This window comes from Pseudoduganella sp. R-32 (assembly GCF_049913245.1).
GTDB lineage: Bacteria > Pseudomonadota > Gammaproteobacteria > Burkholderiales > Burkholderiaceae_D > Rugamonas.
In genome coordinates this window covers 3,940,590-3,956,429 of sequence record NZ_CP183987.1, presented here as the reverse complement: position 1 = coordinate 3,956,429, position 15,840 = coordinate 3,940,590, and the positions used below count along the sequence as shown (strand labels likewise).

Sequence of the window (15,840 nt, the reverse complement as noted above, 5' to 3'; positions counted from 1 at the left end):
ACCAGATGAAAAAGATGATTTCTGTAGTAGTGATGGCCGCCGCCGCCATGGCATCGTCGGCAGCTTCGGCTGGCAACGACATGCTGAAGTTTCCGATCGAGGGCGCCATGGCCGCTAACGACGCGCAGGCACGCCTGGGCGATTCGGTCAAGTTCTACTTCGCCGGCCAGCCAACGCCGGCCATCGCTTCCAAGATCATTAGCGACAAGACCAGCCAGCGCACCAACGGTTTTGGCAAGTCGGCTGAAAAGGCATGCAATTACGTCTTCCTGTCCGCCATGCTGCAGTTGCAGAAGCGCGCGCAGGACGTTGGCGCTGATGCCGTGGTCAATATCGTCAGCAATTTCAATAACGTTGAGTTCGCCAGCGCTACCGAGTTCCAATGCGCCGACGGCGCACTGATGGCCGGCGTGGCGCTGAAGGGCGATTTCGTCAAGCTGGCCAGGTAAGGAGAAGCGGCGCATGGCGCGCGGGATGCTGCTTTGGCTGGCCGATGCGGGTGCACTGCCCGAGGCAAGCCTGCAGCGCTACCTCGCATGGCTGACGCCGGGCGAACTGGCGCGCCATGGGCGCTTTGTACGCGAACTGCGCAAGCGCCAGTTTGTCGCCGGGCGGGTGTTGCTGCGGATGGCGCTGGCGCCGCTGCTGGGTGTTCAGCCGCAGCAGGTGCTGCTGGAGGAACGCAACGGGCAGGCGCCGCGGCTGCTGACGCCGGCGCCGGGCGGCGCGACGCCAGGCTTCAGCATTTCCCACAGCGGCCGCTGGGTGGCCTGTGCCGTCGGCGACCATGCGGTGGGTCTGGACATTGAAATGCGCGATGCCTCCCGCGACCTCGCTGCCTTGGCAAAGCAGGCCTTCGACGCCGATGAAATGGCGCGCTGGCAGCAGATGCAGCGCTGGGATGACGCAGCAAGAATTGAAGGCTTTTATCGGCTCTGGAGCGAAAAGGAAGCGCGCATCAAGCTCGGCTTGGCGGTGGGCGGCCATTGCGTCGTCGTGCCGCACCGGGAGCTGTCGGTGGTGTTATGCAGTGCCGTGCAGCTGGCGAGCGTGCCGCAGCCGGTGCTGGTCGCCTTGCCCTGATCAATGCTCCCACAGCCAGTGCCAGAGGCCGGGCAGGGGCGGGGCGTTTTCCGGGGTGTCGACGGATGAGGCCAGGGCTGCGCGCTCAAGCTCGTCGCGGTTGTCGTAGAAAGGCTTGTCGGCCAGCGGGATCTCCAGCTCGCGCGCAACGTCGAGCAGGATTCCGAGGTATTCCTCGAAATGGCGGGCGGTATGGCTGTTGACGTCGTGGAAGGTGACGACGACGGGCGTGGCGCCGTCGACGGCCGGCATGGCGCCGGCGGCCCAGCGCTTGCGGGTTTCGGCCAGCATGTCGAGCATGTTGGAGCGCTTGTGGAAGCTCATGTTGAAGACGTAGACCACGCCGTCCTTGGCGCTCAGGTCGGTCAGCAGCATGTGCAGGCCATAGGCATGGTAGGACGCCAGCGTATCGGCGTCATAGGCCCAGAACGGCGGGCGCACCAGCTTGGGCACGGCGCCGGTTTCTGCCAGCAGGTCGGCGACGCCAAGCTGCAGGGTCGCATCGAGCTTTTCACGGCTCATGAGGCGGTGGTTGGAATGGAAGGTCGTGGCAGAGTGCAGCGCGACCACGTGGCCTTCGGCATGCTCGCGCCGGATCAGCGCGCGGCCCCTGTCGGTGCCGCCGCCGCTCCAGGCACGCGTCTGCGTGAAGAACACGGCCTTGATGTTGTCCTGGTAAGGATTCCTCTCCAGGGTCTCAAGGATGCGCACCGTGGGATTGAAGTAGGGGGCCCAGGCCGGGCCGTCATCGAACGTGAGCAGGAAGCGCACAGGGGCCTGGTCGGCCTGCGCTGCCGCTCCCGGGGGAAGTAGCAGTATTGTTAAGGCAGCAAGCAGCAGGCGCAGGAAAAGCACGGCAAAAGGTCGTCAGGACAGGTCGGCCCGATATTGTACGTGATTTGACCAAGCGTCTCTCGCAGGCCGTTTGTATCAACTTAAACAGAAAAGAATATGAGCGCTAGTTTAGAAGGCATCCAGTCGTCCGGTGAGGTTCACGTTGAAGAGACGGCATTTGGCAAATGGTTTTTGCGTACCGAGACGTGGACCGTGCACGTGCTGGAGCGTGCGCTGAAGGATCTGCAGCGCCTGATGCCGGATGCGCCGGCCAGTTTCGGCGTGGTGGCCGATGTCGGCTGCGGCTTTGGCCGCTCCCTGCCGAAACTGCACCAGCGCTTCGCGCCGCAGCGCCTGATCGGCATGGACATCGACCCGGAGATGCTGCAGCACGCGGCGAAGGAAGTGGCCGCGCATGACATCAAGGCCGAATTCATCTGCTGTTCGAGCTCTAATATCAAGCTGGAAGACAATTCGGTGGACCTGCTGTTCTGCCACCAGACCTTCCACCACCTGGTGGACCAGGAAAACGCGATCCGCGAGTTCTTCCGCGTGCTCAAGCCGGGCGGCGTCCTGCTGTTCGCCGAATCGACCAGGCGTTACATCCATTCCTGGATCATCCGCCTGCTGTTCCGCCATCCGATGGACGTGCAGAAAACCGCGCCTGAATACCTGGCGATGGTGCGTAACGCCGGCTTCAGCGTGCCTGACAGTGCGGTTTCCTACCCCTTCCTGTGGTGGAGCCGCGAGGACCTGGGATTGATGGAGCGCGTGCTGCGCATCAATCCGCCGGCCGAACGCGAGGAAACCCTGATCAACCTGGTGGCGGTCAAGCCTTAGCCTTCCTGCTGCGGCGCTACGCTGCCGCAGTCGCTGCCTTTCCAGCGGGCGGTCACTTCCTGGGTGGCGTGGAAGTCGCCCGCTTGCGGGACCGGGGCGCCATCAGGGCCGGTGACCTTGCCGTCGCCGACCATCTTGAAGCGCCATTCCTTGCTGTTGGCGACGATGTACTCGCCGCTGCCATTGTAGGTGGTCCCTTGCGGGCCAATGCAGGCCGCCTTGAACTTGGCGCCCGAACTGCTGGCCGAGATGATGTCCAGCTTGCAGCCTTGCGCCGACTGCTCCATCTTGCGCTTGATGTCTTCGGTGTCGACGCCTTTGGCCACCTGGGCCGCCGTTAGGCAGGTCCGGGTCCCGCCGGCGTTGCCGCCTTGTCCCATCTGGTCCTGCATCTGCTTGCGCTGTTCAGGCGTCAGGCGCGCCATCATGCGTTCGCGCCCTTTGCGCATCGTTTCCTCTACATTCTGGCCGTTGATCATGGTGACACGGTTTTCTTCCCACAGGCCCGGTGCCAGTTTGAGGGGGATGACTTCAGCGTGGCTGGCCAGGCAAACGGTGGCAAGGCTGGCGGCAAGTGCGTGGATGGTGAACTTCATTCGAGGCTCCTGTGGGGAAAAGGAGCGAATGGTAGCAAAAAAACATCAGGATGGGCCGTTCGTTTTGCGCTCAACGATGACATAGTGCTTGCGGACCGGTTCCAGGACTTCAAACACGCCCTTGAACCCGGCCGGGATGACCAGGGCGTCGCCCGGCCCGGCTTCGGCTGCGTGTCCCTGTTCATCGATCACGCGGCAGCGGCCTTCGAGGACGCAGAAATACTCATCCTTGTTGGGCGCGAAGGCGATACGCCAGCTGCCTTTCTCGCAGGCCCAGATGCCGGCATGGACTTCGCCGCTGGCGTTGCTGAAATGGTTCCATGTGGTGCTCAGCGGGTTCCCGTCGAGCCGGCGGTCTTCGCGCGGATGGTCGTATTCGGGGGCTGGCGCCTGAGCGCGGAATTCTGTGATTGCAGTCATGGCGTCATTTTACGCGCGGCGCCGGCGCCATCTTGGCCAGTACGCCATCGTCGAGTTCATAGGTATCGAAGTCGCTGGCCAGGAAAAGCCGGCCGCTGTAATGCTGGCGCGCTTCCGCCTCCACCTCTGCCATGCCTTCCTTACTGTCATAGCGGGGGCTGAAGTGCGTCAAGACCAGGTTCGGCACGTCGGCTTGGGCAGCGAAATGGGCAGTGCGCCGCACTGAGCTGTGCTGCGGCCCCGGGCCGACTTTCTGCAGCACGGCTTCCGTGTAGGTCGCTTCATGGACCAGCAGGTCGGCGCCCTGGCAGGCTTCGGCCAGCAGCGAAGGGGTGTCGTTGTCGCCGCCGATGACCGCATTCACGCGTTCGACGTGCTCCGAGCGGAACCCGGCAGCGGCCAGCAGCGTGCCATCGTCCAGCCGGACGTCCTTGCCGTGCTGGAGCTGGCCCCAGGCCGGGCCGGGCGGCACGCCGCGTGCGCGCAAGGCGTCGCTATCAACCTTCCATGTAGTCTTTTCGAAGCTAAACTTAAAGCCGAAGCTTGGCGCGCGGTGCGACAGCGGGAAGCGTTCGATCTTCAGCCCATCCTGGTGGTGCACCAGGCGCTGGTTCGCGACGTCGACATGGATGATCTCGAACGTGAGGAAGAGCTCCGTGTGCAGCATGGTGGCATCGAGCCAGGCCTTGACGGCGGCCGGCGCAATCAGGATCAGCGGCTTCTTGCGGCCGGTCATGGAGGCGCTTGCGAGCAGCCCAGGCAGGCCATAACTATGGTCGCCATGGACGTGGGTGATGCAGATGCCGGCCAGGTCATGCACGGTGAGCGGAATGCGCTGCAGCTGGTGCTGGGTGGCTTCGCCGCAATCGACCAGCCACCAGTCGCGGTTCATTGTTGAGTGCAAGGCCAGCGCGGTGACGTTGCGCCGGATGGTCGGCACGCCGGATGAGGTGCCAAGGAAGGTCAGTTTCAGCATGCCATATTATGCCGCATCAGGGCCGGTTCGTGGCCCGCGCGCGACAGGCGCCAGTGCCTTGGCGGCCATTTGCGTGGCCTGGCGAGCCAGGCCGTGAAGGCAGCGCAGGGCGGCGTTAAGATGAGTTGTTGGCTGGTCGATTCGAACAATTACTTCAATGATCGGAGACACTCTATGCAAACTCGCATTCGCAGCACGCTTCTGGCCTCAGTAGTCTTCTTCACCCTCGGGGGACAGGCAGCAGCAAACACCCTGACCCAAAACGTATCCTGGACCATCGACCGCGCCGGCACCAGCACCAAGTACCGCGTCGTGGCCTATGGCGATTCGATCTATGCGGGCTATAACGGTTCGATTACCAGCGCGGCCAAGTATTCGGCGCCGACGGTGGACGCGGAATACCTGTCCGCGACCTGGAATGCCGACATTGAAAGCGTGCGCCGCGCCAAGTCCGGCGCCGTGGCCTCTGATGTCTACAACAACAAAATTGTCGCCGAGCGATCCTACATGCAGGCCAGCAACACGCGCGTGGTCACCTTCGAAATGTGCGGCAACGACGGGCTGCAGGCCCGCTCCGCCTTCAAGGGCCAGACCGGCACTTGCGACGACTCGGTGCTGACCGCAGCCGAGAACAGCTGCAAGACCTACGTCGCGGCGGCCATGGACTACATCAACGCCAACGCCTATTCGGGCGTGAAGGTGAAGGTCATCTCGAACCTGCACTATCCCGGCTATGCGGCCGACAATGTGCAGAGCTCCTGCAAGGATCCGAATACCGGCGCCACCGTTAACATGCAGCAGAAGTTCCTGCCGGCCCTGGCGCGCATGAACTTCATGATGTGCGATACCGCGCGCCAGAAAGGCTTCCAATGCGCCGACAACTTCGCGCAGTACATGGGGGCCGATTACGACAGCAACGGCGACGGCATTGCCGATTCCGATGCGCTGCGCTACGTGGCCGGCGAGAGCCAGGCCAGCTATGTGACCCGCATCACCTCGACGCTGCGCTCCACCATCCGCGACGCCAACACGCACTTCGTGTCTGCCGGCAGCAGCTACGACTACATCCAGTCGGACGATACGCACCCGACTTATACCGGCAGCACGGTTACGGCAGGGCTGTTCGGCGGCACCACCGGCACCGGGGCGCCACGCTACACCTCCTTCAGCTCGGGCAAGAACCCGATCTGGAACCAGTTCGGGCATGAACGCATGGGGTGGGCGGTTTCGGTCTTCAACTCGCCAACGCCGTGAGTTCCTGGCGCCCCAGCCCGGGTTACCTGCCGGCGGCGCTGCTGCTGGCCGTTGGCGCGGCCAGCCTGGCTTTCTTTCTTTGGTATTTTGCGCGCGGCGACGCCGCAGCCGGGGCTGGCCAGACGCCGCCCCCGGCAAGCGTGGCGGCTGCCGGACGACCAGCCTCGGCCGCCATTGCCGGGCCGGCAGTTGCGCGCGAAGGGCCCCAGCGCCAGACGCCGCCAGCGCCGGAAGGCGACGCCGATCCGACGCGCGACTTGCGCAGTTACGTCATGCGGGGCGAGAAGCCGACCATGAATGAAGTGATCAAGCGCTTGCACGAGCAAGGTGTGCACACCGGCCTGGGCGCGTTCAATCCGCCCGGCACCAGTCCGCCCCTGGTCGGCCTGGCCGTGCCCAAGGATTTCCCGCTGCCTGCGGGGTATGTGCGGCATCACCAGGTCACCGACGATGGCCAGTCCATCGAACCTGTCCTGATGTTTGCGCCGGACTTCCAGCTCTACGATGCGTCGAACCGGCCCATCGAGATGCCGAAGGACCGCGTCGTTCCACCTGAAATGGCGCCGCCGGGGCTGCCGTTGCGGCGTATCGTGATCCCGCCTCCACTTGACGCCTCCGGACAATGAAGCCGCTTGCCTGCATTTTCGCCAGCGCTGCGATGACTGCCTTGTATGCACAGGGCGGCGCGGCCTGGGTGCTCGGATTCCTGCTACTTGTGCCCTGGCTCCTGGCGCTTGACGGCCGCCGCTCCCTTGCCGGAACGCTGCTGCTTGCCTGGTCCATGTCGCTCGCTTACACGGCGGCCGGCTTTGCGTGGTTTGGCGCTGCGCTTGGGCGCTATACGCAGGCCGGGGAGGCCAGTGGAATTGCCTTGCTGCTGCTTGCCGCGCCCTTGTTCCAGCCGCAGTTCCTTGCTTATGGGCTGGTCCGCCTCGCCGCCGGGCGCTGGTACGGGCGGGGCGTATGCGCGCTGGCGGCGGCTGCGGCATGGGTGGCGGTGGAATGGCTGGTGCCGCGCATGCTTGGCGATACGCTCGGTTACGGCCTGTACCCTTCGCGCCTGCTGCGGCAGGCGGCCGATGTGGGCGGGAGCGCGGGACTGACTCTCTTGCTCCTGCTGGCCAACGAGGGCGTGGCGGCGGCCGTCGCCCGGCATGGCCAGGGCTGGCGGGCAATCGCGAAGCCCTTGGCACTGGCGGCCTTGGTCCCTGCCGTGCTGGCGGCGTACGGTGCGCTGGCGCTTTCGGGCAGCGCTGCACCGGCAGGGAAGCCGCTGCGCATGGGGCTAATCCAGGCAAACATGGTTGATTATGAAAGGCAGCGCCTGGAGAAGGGCGCTTTTGCGGTCGTGCGCGAGGTGCTGGACCGGCATTTCTCGATGGGTTATGACGCGGTGACGCGCCAGCGTGCGGAAGCCTTGCTCTGGTCCGAGACAGCGTATCCGACCACGTTCGGCAAGCCAAAGAGCGAGGCCGGCGCGGAACTCGACCGGGAGATCATTGAATACGTGAACGCGGCCGCGGTCCCCCTGGTGTTCGGGACCTATGACCGGGATGAACAGGGTGAATATAACGCCGCCGCCTTTGTGCAGCCGGGCCGGGGCTTGCTGGGGTTCTATCGCAAGTCGCATTTGTTCCTGTTCACCGAATACCTGCCGGCCTGGCTTGACGTGCCGGCCTTGCGGAGGCTTCTGCCCTGGGCTGGCAACTGGCAGGCCGGCGGCGGCGCGCGGGTGTTTCCTTTGCGCCTGGCGGACGGGCGCGAGATTGCGGTGCTGCCCTTGATCTGCCGCGATGACGTCGACCCGGCCCTGGCCATCGCCGGCGCGCGGCTTGGAGGGCAGGTGATCCTGACGATGTCCAACGATTCCTGGTTCAGCGGGGAGGGGCCGGGTGCGCGGCTGCACCAGGCGGCGGCGGCCTTCCGCAGCATCGAAACGCGCCTGCCGCAATTTCGCGTGACGACAAACGGCTACAGCGCAGCGATCGATGCGAGCGGCGACATCCTCGCCGGAACCAGCGTCGGCGAACCTGCGCTGGTCATCGCGGACCTCCCGGTGCGCTCGCCCGCACCCACCCTGATGGTGCTGTGGGGCGACTGGCTTGGCCTGGCATGCTGCGCGGTATTGCTGGTGCTGACGGTAAGGCCGCTTAGCCAGGCGTGGCGGCCGCACTACGATGGCGCCAGGGCGCGCACGTCCAGGCCGGCATTCCCGATGCGCGTGGCGGTGCTGCCGCCGGCGGCACGCGTCGTTGCCGGACTGCTGCGCGTCATTTCTCGTGCGGGTTTGCTGGGCATGGGAGCGGCCTTGCTGCTGAACGAAGCGCTGCGCAGCAATACTCTTGGGCAGTTGCGCATCTTCTCCCTGGTATTCCTGCTGCCAGAGGCCATCGCCTGGTGCTTGCTGATGGCGTTTTCGGCCCGGGCGACGTTGAGCGAGGGCCGGCTGCTGCTGGCGCGTGGTGCGCAGGAACTGGCGCTGGCCCTGGACCAGGTGGCTGCCGTCGAACCCTGGCGCCTGCCGGTGCCGGGCCGCGGCGCGGCGTTGCGCCTGCGTTCCGGGAATTACTGGGATGTTGGACTCGCCTTGCCGGACCCGGCAGCCTTCGCCGCGGGCCTGGCCGCTGCCGGCGGCCCCCCTATGGTGGACATGCCGGGGTGGCGCATGCTGGTGGCGCCGGCGACGCGGCTTGACCATCCGCTTGCGAAGTTTGTCCTGTTGCCGCTGGTACTGGCGCTTCCCGCCTTCCACCTGCATCAGCACATCGCCTATGGCAGCGCATTGGGCGAATACTACAGCTTCGGGCTGGCGGCCTACCTGAGTGCTTTCGGACTGTGGTGGGCGGCGTGGACAATCGGCGTGGTGCTGGGGGCGGCACTGGTGCGCGCCTTGATTGAATCGGCAAGCATGATGGCGGCAGCGCTGCGCCCGGGCCATGCGGCCGGCATCCGCCTGGGCCTGGAGCGTGCCGGACATGTTGCGCTTTACCTCGCCTTGCCCGGCTGGCTGCTCCTGCGCGTATTTGGCGCGTGACTACGCCTAGAGCGTCGGGCGGATGTCGAAGGTGGCGGCCAGCGGTGCGGGTTCCGGATCGTCCGCAACGTGGACGCTGCTGACCCGCGCGGCGCTGGGACCCTTGTGCGCCCATTCGATGATGGCTTTCACCGCGTCGGCTGGGCCGTGCACGCTGGCTTCGACCGCTCCGTTGGCGCGGTTGCGCACCCAGCCCGCCAGGCCGAGCGCTGTTGCGCGTTCTGCGAGCGCGTAGCGATAGCCAACGCCTTGCACCAGACCTTCGATCATCAATCGCTTGGCCATCACATCCTCCAGTTGACGCGGTTGCGGCCTGCTTCCTTGGCGCGGTACAGGGCCGCGTCGGCGGCATCGAACAGCGCGGGGGCGCTTTCCTGGCTGCCCGGCGCCAGGGTTGCACCGCCGATGCTGACCGTCAGCATCGGGCTGGCAATGGACTGCTCATGCGGAATCAGCAGCTGGGCCACCGCCTCGCGAATTCCCTCCGCTACATACAAGGCTTGCGCCGCGTCGGTTTCGGGCATCAGGATCACCAGTTCCTCGCCGCCATAGCGGGCGGCGACGTCGCAGGGCCGGCGCATGGCATTGCGCGCCACGCGGGCCACGGCGCGCAGGGCACGGTCGCCGGCCGGATGCCCGTAATGGTCGTTGTACTGTTTGAAGCAGTCGATGTCCAGCAGCGCCACTGAAATCGCGTGCGCGTGGCGGGCGGCGCGCTGCCATTCGCTTGCGTAGACTTCATCGAAGCGGCGGCGGTTGGCCAGTTCGGTCAGGCCGTCCATATGCGCCAGGTGCTCGAGCATGCGGCGCTGGCGTACCACTTCCAGGTGGGTGGCCACGCGCGCCATCACGACCGTGGTGTTGAAGGGCTTGGTGATGTAATCGGCTGCGCCCAGCTTGAGGCCGCGCGCCTCGTCCTCGGGCCGGCCCATGCCGGTGATGAAGATGACTTCAATGTGGGCAGTGGCGGCGTCGGCGCGCAGGCGGCGCAGCACTTCATAGCCGTCCATGTCGGGCAACATCACGTCCAGCATCAGCAAGTCGGGCAAGTGGCGCTGGGCGCGCTCGATGGCCTGCTCGCCGGTCTTGGCCAGCAGTACCACATACTCTGGTTTCAGCAAGGTCGCGAGAACCTGACGGTTGATGCCGTCATCGTCCGCGACTAAGACCTTTTGACTCATGCACTCAATTCCATATCGACGCCGAGTGCTTGCGCAAGTTCGGCCAGCGGTTTCAAGGCATCATGATATTCGATTTCGTCCACAGCACGCTGGATGCGCGCCAGCAGCGCAGCGTGGCCTGAAGCGGCCAGAAGGGCGCTCAGTTCGGTCAGCAAATCTTCGGAACGGGCGTCGTCGGCCCGCAGGTAGCGGTCCAGTTCACGCAGCAGGCGGCCAAAATCGGCCACCTGGCTTTCGCTGGCGCCGGCCGGCGCCTGCAAGGCATTCGCAAAGCCGGCAAGGATGATCCCGAGAGACTTGGCCATGTCCGCAGCCTCCCGTGCGCAGCGCTCGGGGCGTCCATCGCGGATGCCGGCTTCGACGATGTCGGACAGTTGGGCAAGCCCGATGGCGCCGAGGTAGGTGGCGCTGGATTTCAGGTTGTGGGCCAGGCGCTCGACCTGGGCCCAGTCGCCGTCGGCCAGTGCGGCAGTGAGCAAGGCCGGGCCGCCGCCGTATTCGGTGCAGAAGCTGCGCATGCGCTTGGCGAGGATGGCCGGATCGCGTTCGGCGCGCGCCAACGCATATTGCCAGTCGACGCCTGCCAGCGGCGGGTAGGCTGCGGCGACCGGCGCGGCGGGGATTTCTGCGGCAGGCGCGCCGGGAATGGCGCGCCCGACCAGGCGTGCAGGATCGATCCACTTCAGCATGGCGCGGAACAGCACGTCCGGATCGATCGGCTTGGTGATATGGTCGTTCATGCCCGCTTCCAGGCTCCTGGCCTGGTCTTCCGGCATGGCGTGTGCGGTCATGGCCAGGATAGGCAGGCCGCGCAGCGCTTCAATGGCGCGGATCTGGCGCGCGGCGCTCAGGCCATCGACCACCTGCATCTGCACGTCCATCAGCACCAGGTCGTAATCGCCTTGCTGCACCATCCGCACCGCCTCGCCGCCGTGAACAGCGACATCGACGTGCACCCGCACCGTTTCCAGGAAGTCGACTGCCACCTCCCGGTTGTTGGCATTGTCTTCCACCAGCAGCACGCGGGCGCCGTGCAGCCGCGCCAGCTCCTCGGCCGGCACGCCGCGCTGTTCCGCCTGCAGCGATGCCGGCTGGGCGATCTCGGGGCGCAGCACTTGCAGCAGGCTGTGATAGAGCAGCGCAGGGCCGACCGGCTTGGTCAGGAAGCCTTGCAGCGGCAGTTCGCCTTCCTCCTGCAGCACCGTTTCGCGGGTGCAGGCGCTGACCATGAGGATCGATGGCGGGGCAGCGAAGCGCGGGTCGGCGTGGATGCGGTGGATGGTTTCCACGCCATCCCAGCCCGGCATCATGTAATCCATCAGCACCACCTGGTAGGGCATGCCGGTTTCCACGCCGCGCAGCAGCATGTTGAGCGACTGTTCGCCGGAGCTCGCGCTGTGGGCAGCCACGCCGAAGGTGCCGAGCATTTCCACCAGCGCTTCTCGCGCCGTGGCGCTATCGTCCACCACCAGCACGCGGGCCTGCTGCAGCCCGCCGGTCGGCGAGGACAGAGGCTCCGCGCTGGCATCGCCGAGGCCGAGCCTGACGGTGAAGCTGAAACGGCTGCCGACGCCAGGCGTACTGGTCACCTTGATGCTGCCGCCCATCAGTTCCACCAGCTGGCGCGAAATGCTCAGGCCCAGGCCGGTGCCGCCGTATTTGCGCGTGATCGAGCTGTCGGCCTGGCTGAAGGACTGGAACAGCCGGGCGAGCTGCTCTTCGCTCATGCCGATGCCGGTATCGCTGACGCTGAATTGCAGCACCACGCCGTCGGCAGAGCGCTCGATGGCCTTGACTGCCACCACGATCTCGCCGCGTTCGGTGAACTTGACGGCATTGTTGGTCAGGTTGATCAGCACCTGGCCGAGGCGCAAGGGGTCGCCGACCAGCTTTTGCGGTACGCCGCGTTCGACGCGGAACACCAGCTCCACCTTGCGCGCATCGGTCTTGACGGCGGTCAGGGTGGACAGGTGGTCCAGCATCTCGTCCAGGCTGAACGGCACGGCTTCCAGGGCCAGCTTGCCGGCTTCGATCTTGGAGAAATCGAGGATGTCGTTGATGATGCCGAGCAGGTGTTCGCCTGCGCCGAGGATCTTGGCCAGGTAGTTGCGCTGCTTCGGACTGGGATCGGTCATCAGCGCCAGGCGGCTCATGCCGATGATGGCATTCATCGGGGTGCGGATCTCGTGGCTCATATTGGCCAGGAAATCGGATTTCAGGCGGGTGGCCGCTTCGGCGCGCAGCATGGCGTTCTGCATGGCCTTGGTGCGCAGGCCGAGGATGCGCATGAACACCAGCATGTCGAAGGCATTGCCGAACTGCAGGGCGTGCATGGTCCAGAAGTTGGCCGCCATCTTGCCGCTGATGACCTGGCTCAGCACCACCGACGACAAGAAGCTGACCGCCCAGCCCAGCATGAAGTAGATGCCGACCGAATCGCCGCGGCGCGCGCGCTTGTAGGCGCCCGGCAAGCCAAGCAGCATGGGCAGCAAGCCGAGGGTGCTGACGATGACCACCAGGCCTTCGACGCTGATCACATCGAGGCAATAGGCCACGGCAAACAGGGCGGCCAGCGCTGCCCCGGCCTTCATCAGGACCGAGAAAGTACGGTCGACGCCGGGGCGCGCCAAGGACTGCTCGACGAACAGGTAGCCGCCGCAGGACGCCATCAGGGCGAACAGGCCGCCGGCGTGCAGCGTCATCCACACATTGTCGCGCCAGATGTACTGGCTGCCCAGGCCGAAGAATTCGAAGGAGAACAGGGTGGTGCCGGCGATCAGCAGCGCATACTTGGCGAACAGCGGCTCGCGCAAATTGGCCCATTGCGCCAGGCTATACAGCAGCAGGCACAGGCTGAGGCCCATCAGCATCCCCTGCAGCATTTGCTCGGCCAGCGCGGAGGCGTGGTAGACCGCGGCCTTGGAGAAGTGAATCGGCAGGATCATCGAGCCGACATTCTCGACCCGCAGCAGGACCACATGGTCTGCGCCGGGCGTCAGGCGCAAGGCTGCCGCCGGCGTGCGGCCGCCGCCGCCCGGAGCCACCACCGGCTGCAGGTTGCCGGTCACGGTGTGGCTGTGGAGCGCACCATCGGTGGCGGCGAACACGTCGACCCGGTTGATCTGCGAATAATCGATGTTCAGGGTCCATTCGCCGGTGGCGTCGGCCGGCACGAAGACCGGGATGCGGACCCAGACCACGGTGCCTTTGTTCACTCCCAGCGTGGCATAAGCCGATTGCGGCTTCTGGAACCCGGCGGCAGCGGCCAGGACCTCGGCTGCGCTGAGGGTGCCGCCCGGGTCCTTCAGGATCGTGACGGCGGGCCAGGCGTCGTGCGAACCGGCACGTTCGTCCAGCACCAGCGGGGTCGGCGCTGCGCTTCCCGCGGCGCTGGCCAGGCACAGGCTCGACGCCAGCGCCAGCATGAGGGCGAAGAAAACGAAGGTGACGCGCTTCAGCATGGCTGCTGGTCTCCTGCCGGCTTGGCCGGGGCACGGCCGGCGAGGCGCGCTTCCAGTGCGTTCATCCAGGCCGGCGCCTTGGGATCCTTGCCCCAGCCGCGCACGGCGCTGTCAACCTGGTTCAGCACCGCAGGCGGAAGCTTCAGCGGGCGGGTCTGGTCCATCAGGAACTTCACGGTGAACTGGTAGCCGAAAATGCGGGTGATCATGCGGCAGATCGAAAAATTGGGGAAAGCCAGGCGCACCAGGGCGTCGACGCCGCGCACGACGACCATGCCGCTGATGAACAGTGCGCGCGAGAGCAGGTTGACGCGCTGATTGAGCGCCAGGTCGAGGCGGGCGGACTTGCCGCACAGGTAGCGCGTAAGCAGGACCGGGAACGGCTTCAGGATGCGCAGCGGGATCTGGTCCTGCATTGCTTTCATCAGTGCCGCGCCAAGCTCCGGGCGCGGGTCGGGCAGGTAGGGCGACAGCCGGGCGCGCGCCTGGATGTCGTTGAAGCTGGCCTCGGCCTGTTCCATGGTTTGCGGCATCAGGCCTGATTCGATGCCGAGGATGTGCCCGACCACGTTCCAGGTATGCAGGTAGGCCTGTTCGTCCTGCTGCGGCAGGCCGAGGCCAAGCTTGCGCAGGCCGCGCAGGAAAATATAGTGGAAGGTGAGCAGGGTGTAGGCCAGCTCTTCCTGGTTGCAGGGCAGGCCGTTCGCGGCGACGTCCCACCCATGGTTGTACAGGGTATCGTGCACATTGCGGCAGGGAGCATCCATCGGCGCCACGGCGCTGCCGCCTTCAAGGACCGCGTCGGAAGGGTTGCCGCGCAAGATCAGGTGGCGGATGGTGGCGTGGATCAGCCGAACCTTGAGGATCTGTGCGACACCGCCGCCTTCCGGGCTGGTCAGGCCGCCGTGCATCATGACCGGGAAGATCATGGCGGCCGTGGAGCGCACGCGGTAGTCGGTATGGGCTTCGAGCTGGCCGGCGACGTGCAGCACGCCCGCCAGGTCGGGCACGATATAGCATTCGGGCAGGCTGGCGCAGAACAGCAGGCTGCAGGACAGCATGCTCATGTCAAAGAACAGCTCCTCCGAGCGCGCAATGCGGGCGGCATCGGCCCATTCGGGCAGCCGCGAGCCTGCGGCAAGGTAGGCTTCCAGCGCGGCCGCGATTGGCGCGGGGGTGCCTTCGGGGGCGCGCCAGCCGGCGATGATGGCGTTGCTTTGCCACTCGCCAAGCAGGCGGTTCACAATGGCGATGGCTTCCCACTGGCTGCCCTCGTGGCCGTGGAGGATGGCTGCGATGGCGTCGTCGGCGAGCGGGTCGGCACGCAGGGTCGGCGCCACTGCGATGGGCGCGTTCATTGCGCTTCCTTCCAGCGCATCCAGCCGCAAAGGCCCGCCAGGACGGGAATTCCCATGGCGAACAGGGCGATGGTACGGGTCTCGATCGGATTGCCTTTCAGGGCCTGGAACACCATGCTGCCGCCGTAGATCAACAAGGGTACCAAAGCGTAGAGGGGCGTGACCCTGCTGCTTGGAACCGGCGGCTTTTTGCGCAGCGTGAGGCGGAAGCCGTAAATGATGGCGAAGGAAATCGTCATCCAGCCAACAAAACCTTGCAGCGTTTCGCCGAACCAGCCGCCATCGGTCTTGGTCATGATCCAGGCCTTGAGCGTGAAGACCATGTAAGGGTCGGCGCCCAGGTCGTAGGCGGTCACGATCATCGCGCCAAGGAAGGCCATGATGAAGGTCATCAGCGTCGACGGCACGCCGTCGGTCGGGGTTTGCCAGACGATCAGGTTGGCGATCACATAGGCTACATAGCACAGCGCAAACCACATCAGCGGGATGATGAAGGGCACGGAGCCGATGCGCGGGCCCAGCACGTCGGTATAGGTGTACGAGCCGAAGAACCAGCCATAACGCGCGCCCATCTCCTCGGCGAACCAGCCGACGACGACGCCGATGACGACGAAGCGCAGCGCCGGTGCGTGCCCGAGGAAGTGGCTGGCACTGGCCCAGCAGCAGGCAAACATCAGGATCGAACTGACGATCAACAGGGTCGTCGTTTCGCTCCAGCTGCGGGATGCGAGCGCGATCAGGAATCCGGCGAGCAGGACGAGGGTGATGCGGGGCAGTTGGTTCAGCAGCGACTTCATACGTCT

15 protein-coding genes are annotated in these 15,840 nt (G+C 65.5%); 6 read left to right on the top strand and 9 right to left on the bottom strand.

Annotation, left to right across the window (positions count from 1 at the left end; genetic code table 11):
• Positions 1-5 precede the first annotated feature (5 nt).
• Together ACN9MU_RS17995 and ACN9MU_RS17990 are read left to right on the top strand one after the other, a co-directional pair.
• Positions 6-449, top strand: a complete 444-nt coding sequence (locus ACN9MU_RS17995; RefSeq protein WP_426161748.1) for an excinuclease ATPase subunit — start codon at positions 6-8, stop codon at positions 447-449.
• Positions 450-462: 13 nt separating this feature from the next.
• A complete protein-coding gene (locus tag ACN9MU_RS17990; RefSeq protein WP_426318119.1) occupies positions 463-1,083 on the top strand; it encodes a 4'-phosphopantetheinyl transferase family protein in 621 nt (206 codons plus the stop codon).
• Here the strand turns inward: ACN9MU_RS17990 and ACN9MU_RS17985 are convergent, their stop codons facing one another.
• On the bottom strand, positions 1,084-1,938 hold the full coding sequence (locus ACN9MU_RS17985) for a polysaccharide deacetylase family protein (protein WP_426343213.1): 855 nt from the start codon (positions 1,936-1,938) through the stop codon (positions 1,084-1,086).
• Positions 1,939-2,034: 96 nt separating this feature from the next.
• Between ACN9MU_RS17985 and ACN9MU_RS17980 the strand changes: the two genes are divergently transcribed.
• Complete coding sequence (locus ACN9MU_RS17980; RefSeq protein ID WP_426161745.1) at positions 2,035-2,757, top strand: class I SAM-dependent methyltransferase; 723 nt, start codon at positions 2,035-2,037, stop codon at positions 2,755-2,757.
• Here the strand turns inward: ACN9MU_RS17980 and ACN9MU_RS17975 are convergent.
• The 3 genes from ACN9MU_RS17975 to ACN9MU_RS17965 are packed head-to-tail and all read right to left on the bottom strand — an operon-like array spanning position 2,754 to position 4,749.
• A complete protein-coding gene (locus ACN9MU_RS17975; protein ID WP_426161744.1) occupies positions 2,754-3,353 on the bottom strand; it encodes a DUF3617 family protein in 600 nt (199 codons plus the stop codon). The genes ACN9MU_RS17980 and ACN9MU_RS17975 overlap by 4 nt on opposite strands.
• Positions 3,354-3,398: 45 nt before the next feature.
• The gene (locus tag ACN9MU_RS17970; protein WP_426343212.1) at positions 3,399-3,773 is read right to left on the bottom strand and encodes a cupin domain-containing protein; all 375 of its coding nucleotides are present in this window, start codon (positions 3,771-3,773) and stop codon (positions 3,399-3,401) included.
• Between the two features lie 4 nt (positions 3,774-3,777).
• On the bottom strand, positions 3,778-4,749 hold the full coding sequence (locus tag ACN9MU_RS17965; protein ID WP_426343211.1) for a ribonuclease Z: 972 nt from the start codon (positions 4,747-4,749) through the stop codon (positions 3,778-3,780).
• A 174-nt stretch (positions 4,750-4,923) separates the two neighbouring features.
• On the opposite strand from ACN9MU_RS17965, the gene ACN9MU_RS17960 reads away from it, so the two are divergent.
• Genes ACN9MU_RS17960 through lnt form a run of 3 tightly spaced genes read left to right on the top strand, consistent with a single transcriptional unit; the run spans position 4,924 to position 9,037 of the window.
• Positions 4,924-6,003 carry an SGNH/GDSL hydrolase family protein gene (locus ACN9MU_RS17960; RefSeq protein WP_426343210.1) on the top strand — a complete coding sequence of 360 codons (1,080 nt, stop codon included), beginning with the start codon at positions 4,924-4,926 and terminating at the stop codon, positions 6,001-6,003.
• A complete protein-coding gene (locus ACN9MU_RS17955; RefSeq protein ID WP_426343209.1) occupies positions 6,000-6,629 on the top strand; it encodes a hypothetical protein in 630 nt (209 codons plus the stop codon). Before ACN9MU_RS17960 ends, ACN9MU_RS17955 begins: the two co-directional genes overlap by 4 nt.
• Positions 6,626-9,037 (top strand): apolipoprotein N-acyltransferase, encoded by a 2,412-nt coding sequence (lnt, locus tag ACN9MU_RS17950; RefSeq protein WP_426343208.1) that lies wholly within the window; start codon positions 6,626-6,628, stop codon positions 9,035-9,037. Before ACN9MU_RS17955 ends, lnt begins: the two co-directional genes overlap by 4 nt.
• Positions 9,038-9,043: 6 nt before the next feature.
• On the opposite strand, the gene ACN9MU_RS17945 is transcribed toward lnt, so the two are convergent.
• The 5 genes from ACN9MU_RS17945 to ACN9MU_RS17925 are packed head-to-tail and all read right to left on the bottom strand — an operon-like array spanning position 9,044 to position 15,834.
• Positions 9,044-9,322 carry an acylphosphatase gene (locus ACN9MU_RS17945; RefSeq protein WP_426161738.1) on the bottom strand — a complete coding sequence of 93 codons (279 nt, stop codon included), beginning with the start codon at positions 9,320-9,322 and terminating at the stop codon, positions 9,044-9,046.
• Complete coding sequence (locus ACN9MU_RS17940) at positions 9,322-10,218, bottom strand: diguanylate cyclase (RefSeq protein WP_426318104.1); 897 nt, start codon at positions 10,216-10,218, stop codon at positions 9,322-9,324. Before ACN9MU_RS17940 ends, ACN9MU_RS17945 begins: the two co-directional genes overlap by 1 nt.
• Entirely contained in the window at positions 10,215-13,679 is a 3,465-nt protein-coding gene (locus ACN9MU_RS17935; protein WP_426343207.1) for a response regulator, read from the bottom strand. The genes ACN9MU_RS17940 and ACN9MU_RS17935 overlap by 4 nt, the downstream gene beginning before the upstream one ends.
• On the bottom strand, positions 13,673-15,037 hold the full coding sequence (locus tag ACN9MU_RS17930) for an oxygenase MpaB family protein (protein WP_426343206.1): 1,365 nt from the start codon (positions 15,035-15,037) through the stop codon (positions 13,673-13,675). Before ACN9MU_RS17930 ends, ACN9MU_RS17935 begins: the two co-directional genes overlap by 7 nt.
• Positions 15,034-15,834, bottom strand: a complete 801-nt coding sequence (locus ACN9MU_RS17925) for a carotenoid biosynthesis protein (protein WP_426318099.1) — start codon at positions 15,832-15,834, stop codon at positions 15,034-15,036. The genes ACN9MU_RS17930 and ACN9MU_RS17925 overlap by 4 nt, the downstream gene beginning before the upstream one ends.
• Between the last annotated feature and the right edge of the window lie 6 nt (positions 15,835-15,840).

Bases quoted from the DNA above. Each gene is read 5' to 3' on its own strand.
- ACN9MU_RS17995 (WP_426161748.1), top strand. From the start codon at position 6: ATGAAAAAGATGATTTCTGTAGTAGTGATGGCCGCCGCCGCCATGGCA.
- ACN9MU_RS17990 (WP_426318119.1), top strand. From the start codon at position 463: ATGGCGCGCGGGATGCTGCTTTGGCTGGCCGATGCGGGTGCACTGCCC.
- ACN9MU_RS17980 (WP_426161745.1), top strand. From the start codon at position 2,035: ATGAGCGCTAGTTTAGAAGGCATCCAGTCGTCCGGTGAGGTTCACGTT.
- ACN9MU_RS17975 (WP_426161744.1), bottom strand. From the start codon at position 3,353: ATGAAGTTCACCATCCACGCACTTGCCGCCAGCCTTGCCACCGTTTGC.
- ACN9MU_RS17970 (WP_426343212.1), bottom strand. From the start codon at position 3,773: ATGACTGCAATCACAGAATTCCGCGCTCAGGCGCCAGCCCCCGAATAC.
- ACN9MU_RS17965 (WP_426343211.1), bottom strand. From the start codon at position 4,749: ATGCTGAAACTGACCTTCCTTGGCACCTCATCCGGCGTGCCGACCATC.
- ACN9MU_RS17960 (WP_426343210.1), top strand. From the start codon at position 4,924: ATGCAAACTCGCATTCGCAGCACGCTTCTGGCCTCAGTAGTCTTCTTC.
- lnt (WP_426343208.1), top strand. From the start codon at position 6,626: ATGAAGCCGCTTGCCTGCATTTTCGCCAGCGCTGCGATGACTGCCTTG.
- ACN9MU_RS17945 (WP_426161738.1), bottom strand. From the start codon at position 9,322: ATGGCCAAGCGATTGATGATCGAAGGTCTGGTGCAAGGCGTTGGCTAT.
- ACN9MU_RS17940 (WP_426318104.1), bottom strand. From the start codon at position 10,218: ATGAGTCAAAAGGTCTTAGTCGCGGACGATGACGGCATCAACCGTCAG.
- ACN9MU_RS17935 (WP_426343207.1), bottom strand. From the start codon at position 13,679: ATGCTGAAGCGCGTCACCTTCGTTTTCTTCGCCCTCATGCTGGCGCTG.
- ACN9MU_RS17930 (WP_426343206.1), bottom strand. From the start codon at position 15,037: ATGAACGCGCCCATCGCAGTGGCGCCGACCCTGCGTGCCGACCCGCTC.
- ACN9MU_RS17925 (WP_426318099.1), bottom strand. From the start codon at position 15,834: ATGAAGTCGCTGCTGAACCAACTGCCCCGCATCACCCTCGTCCTGCTC.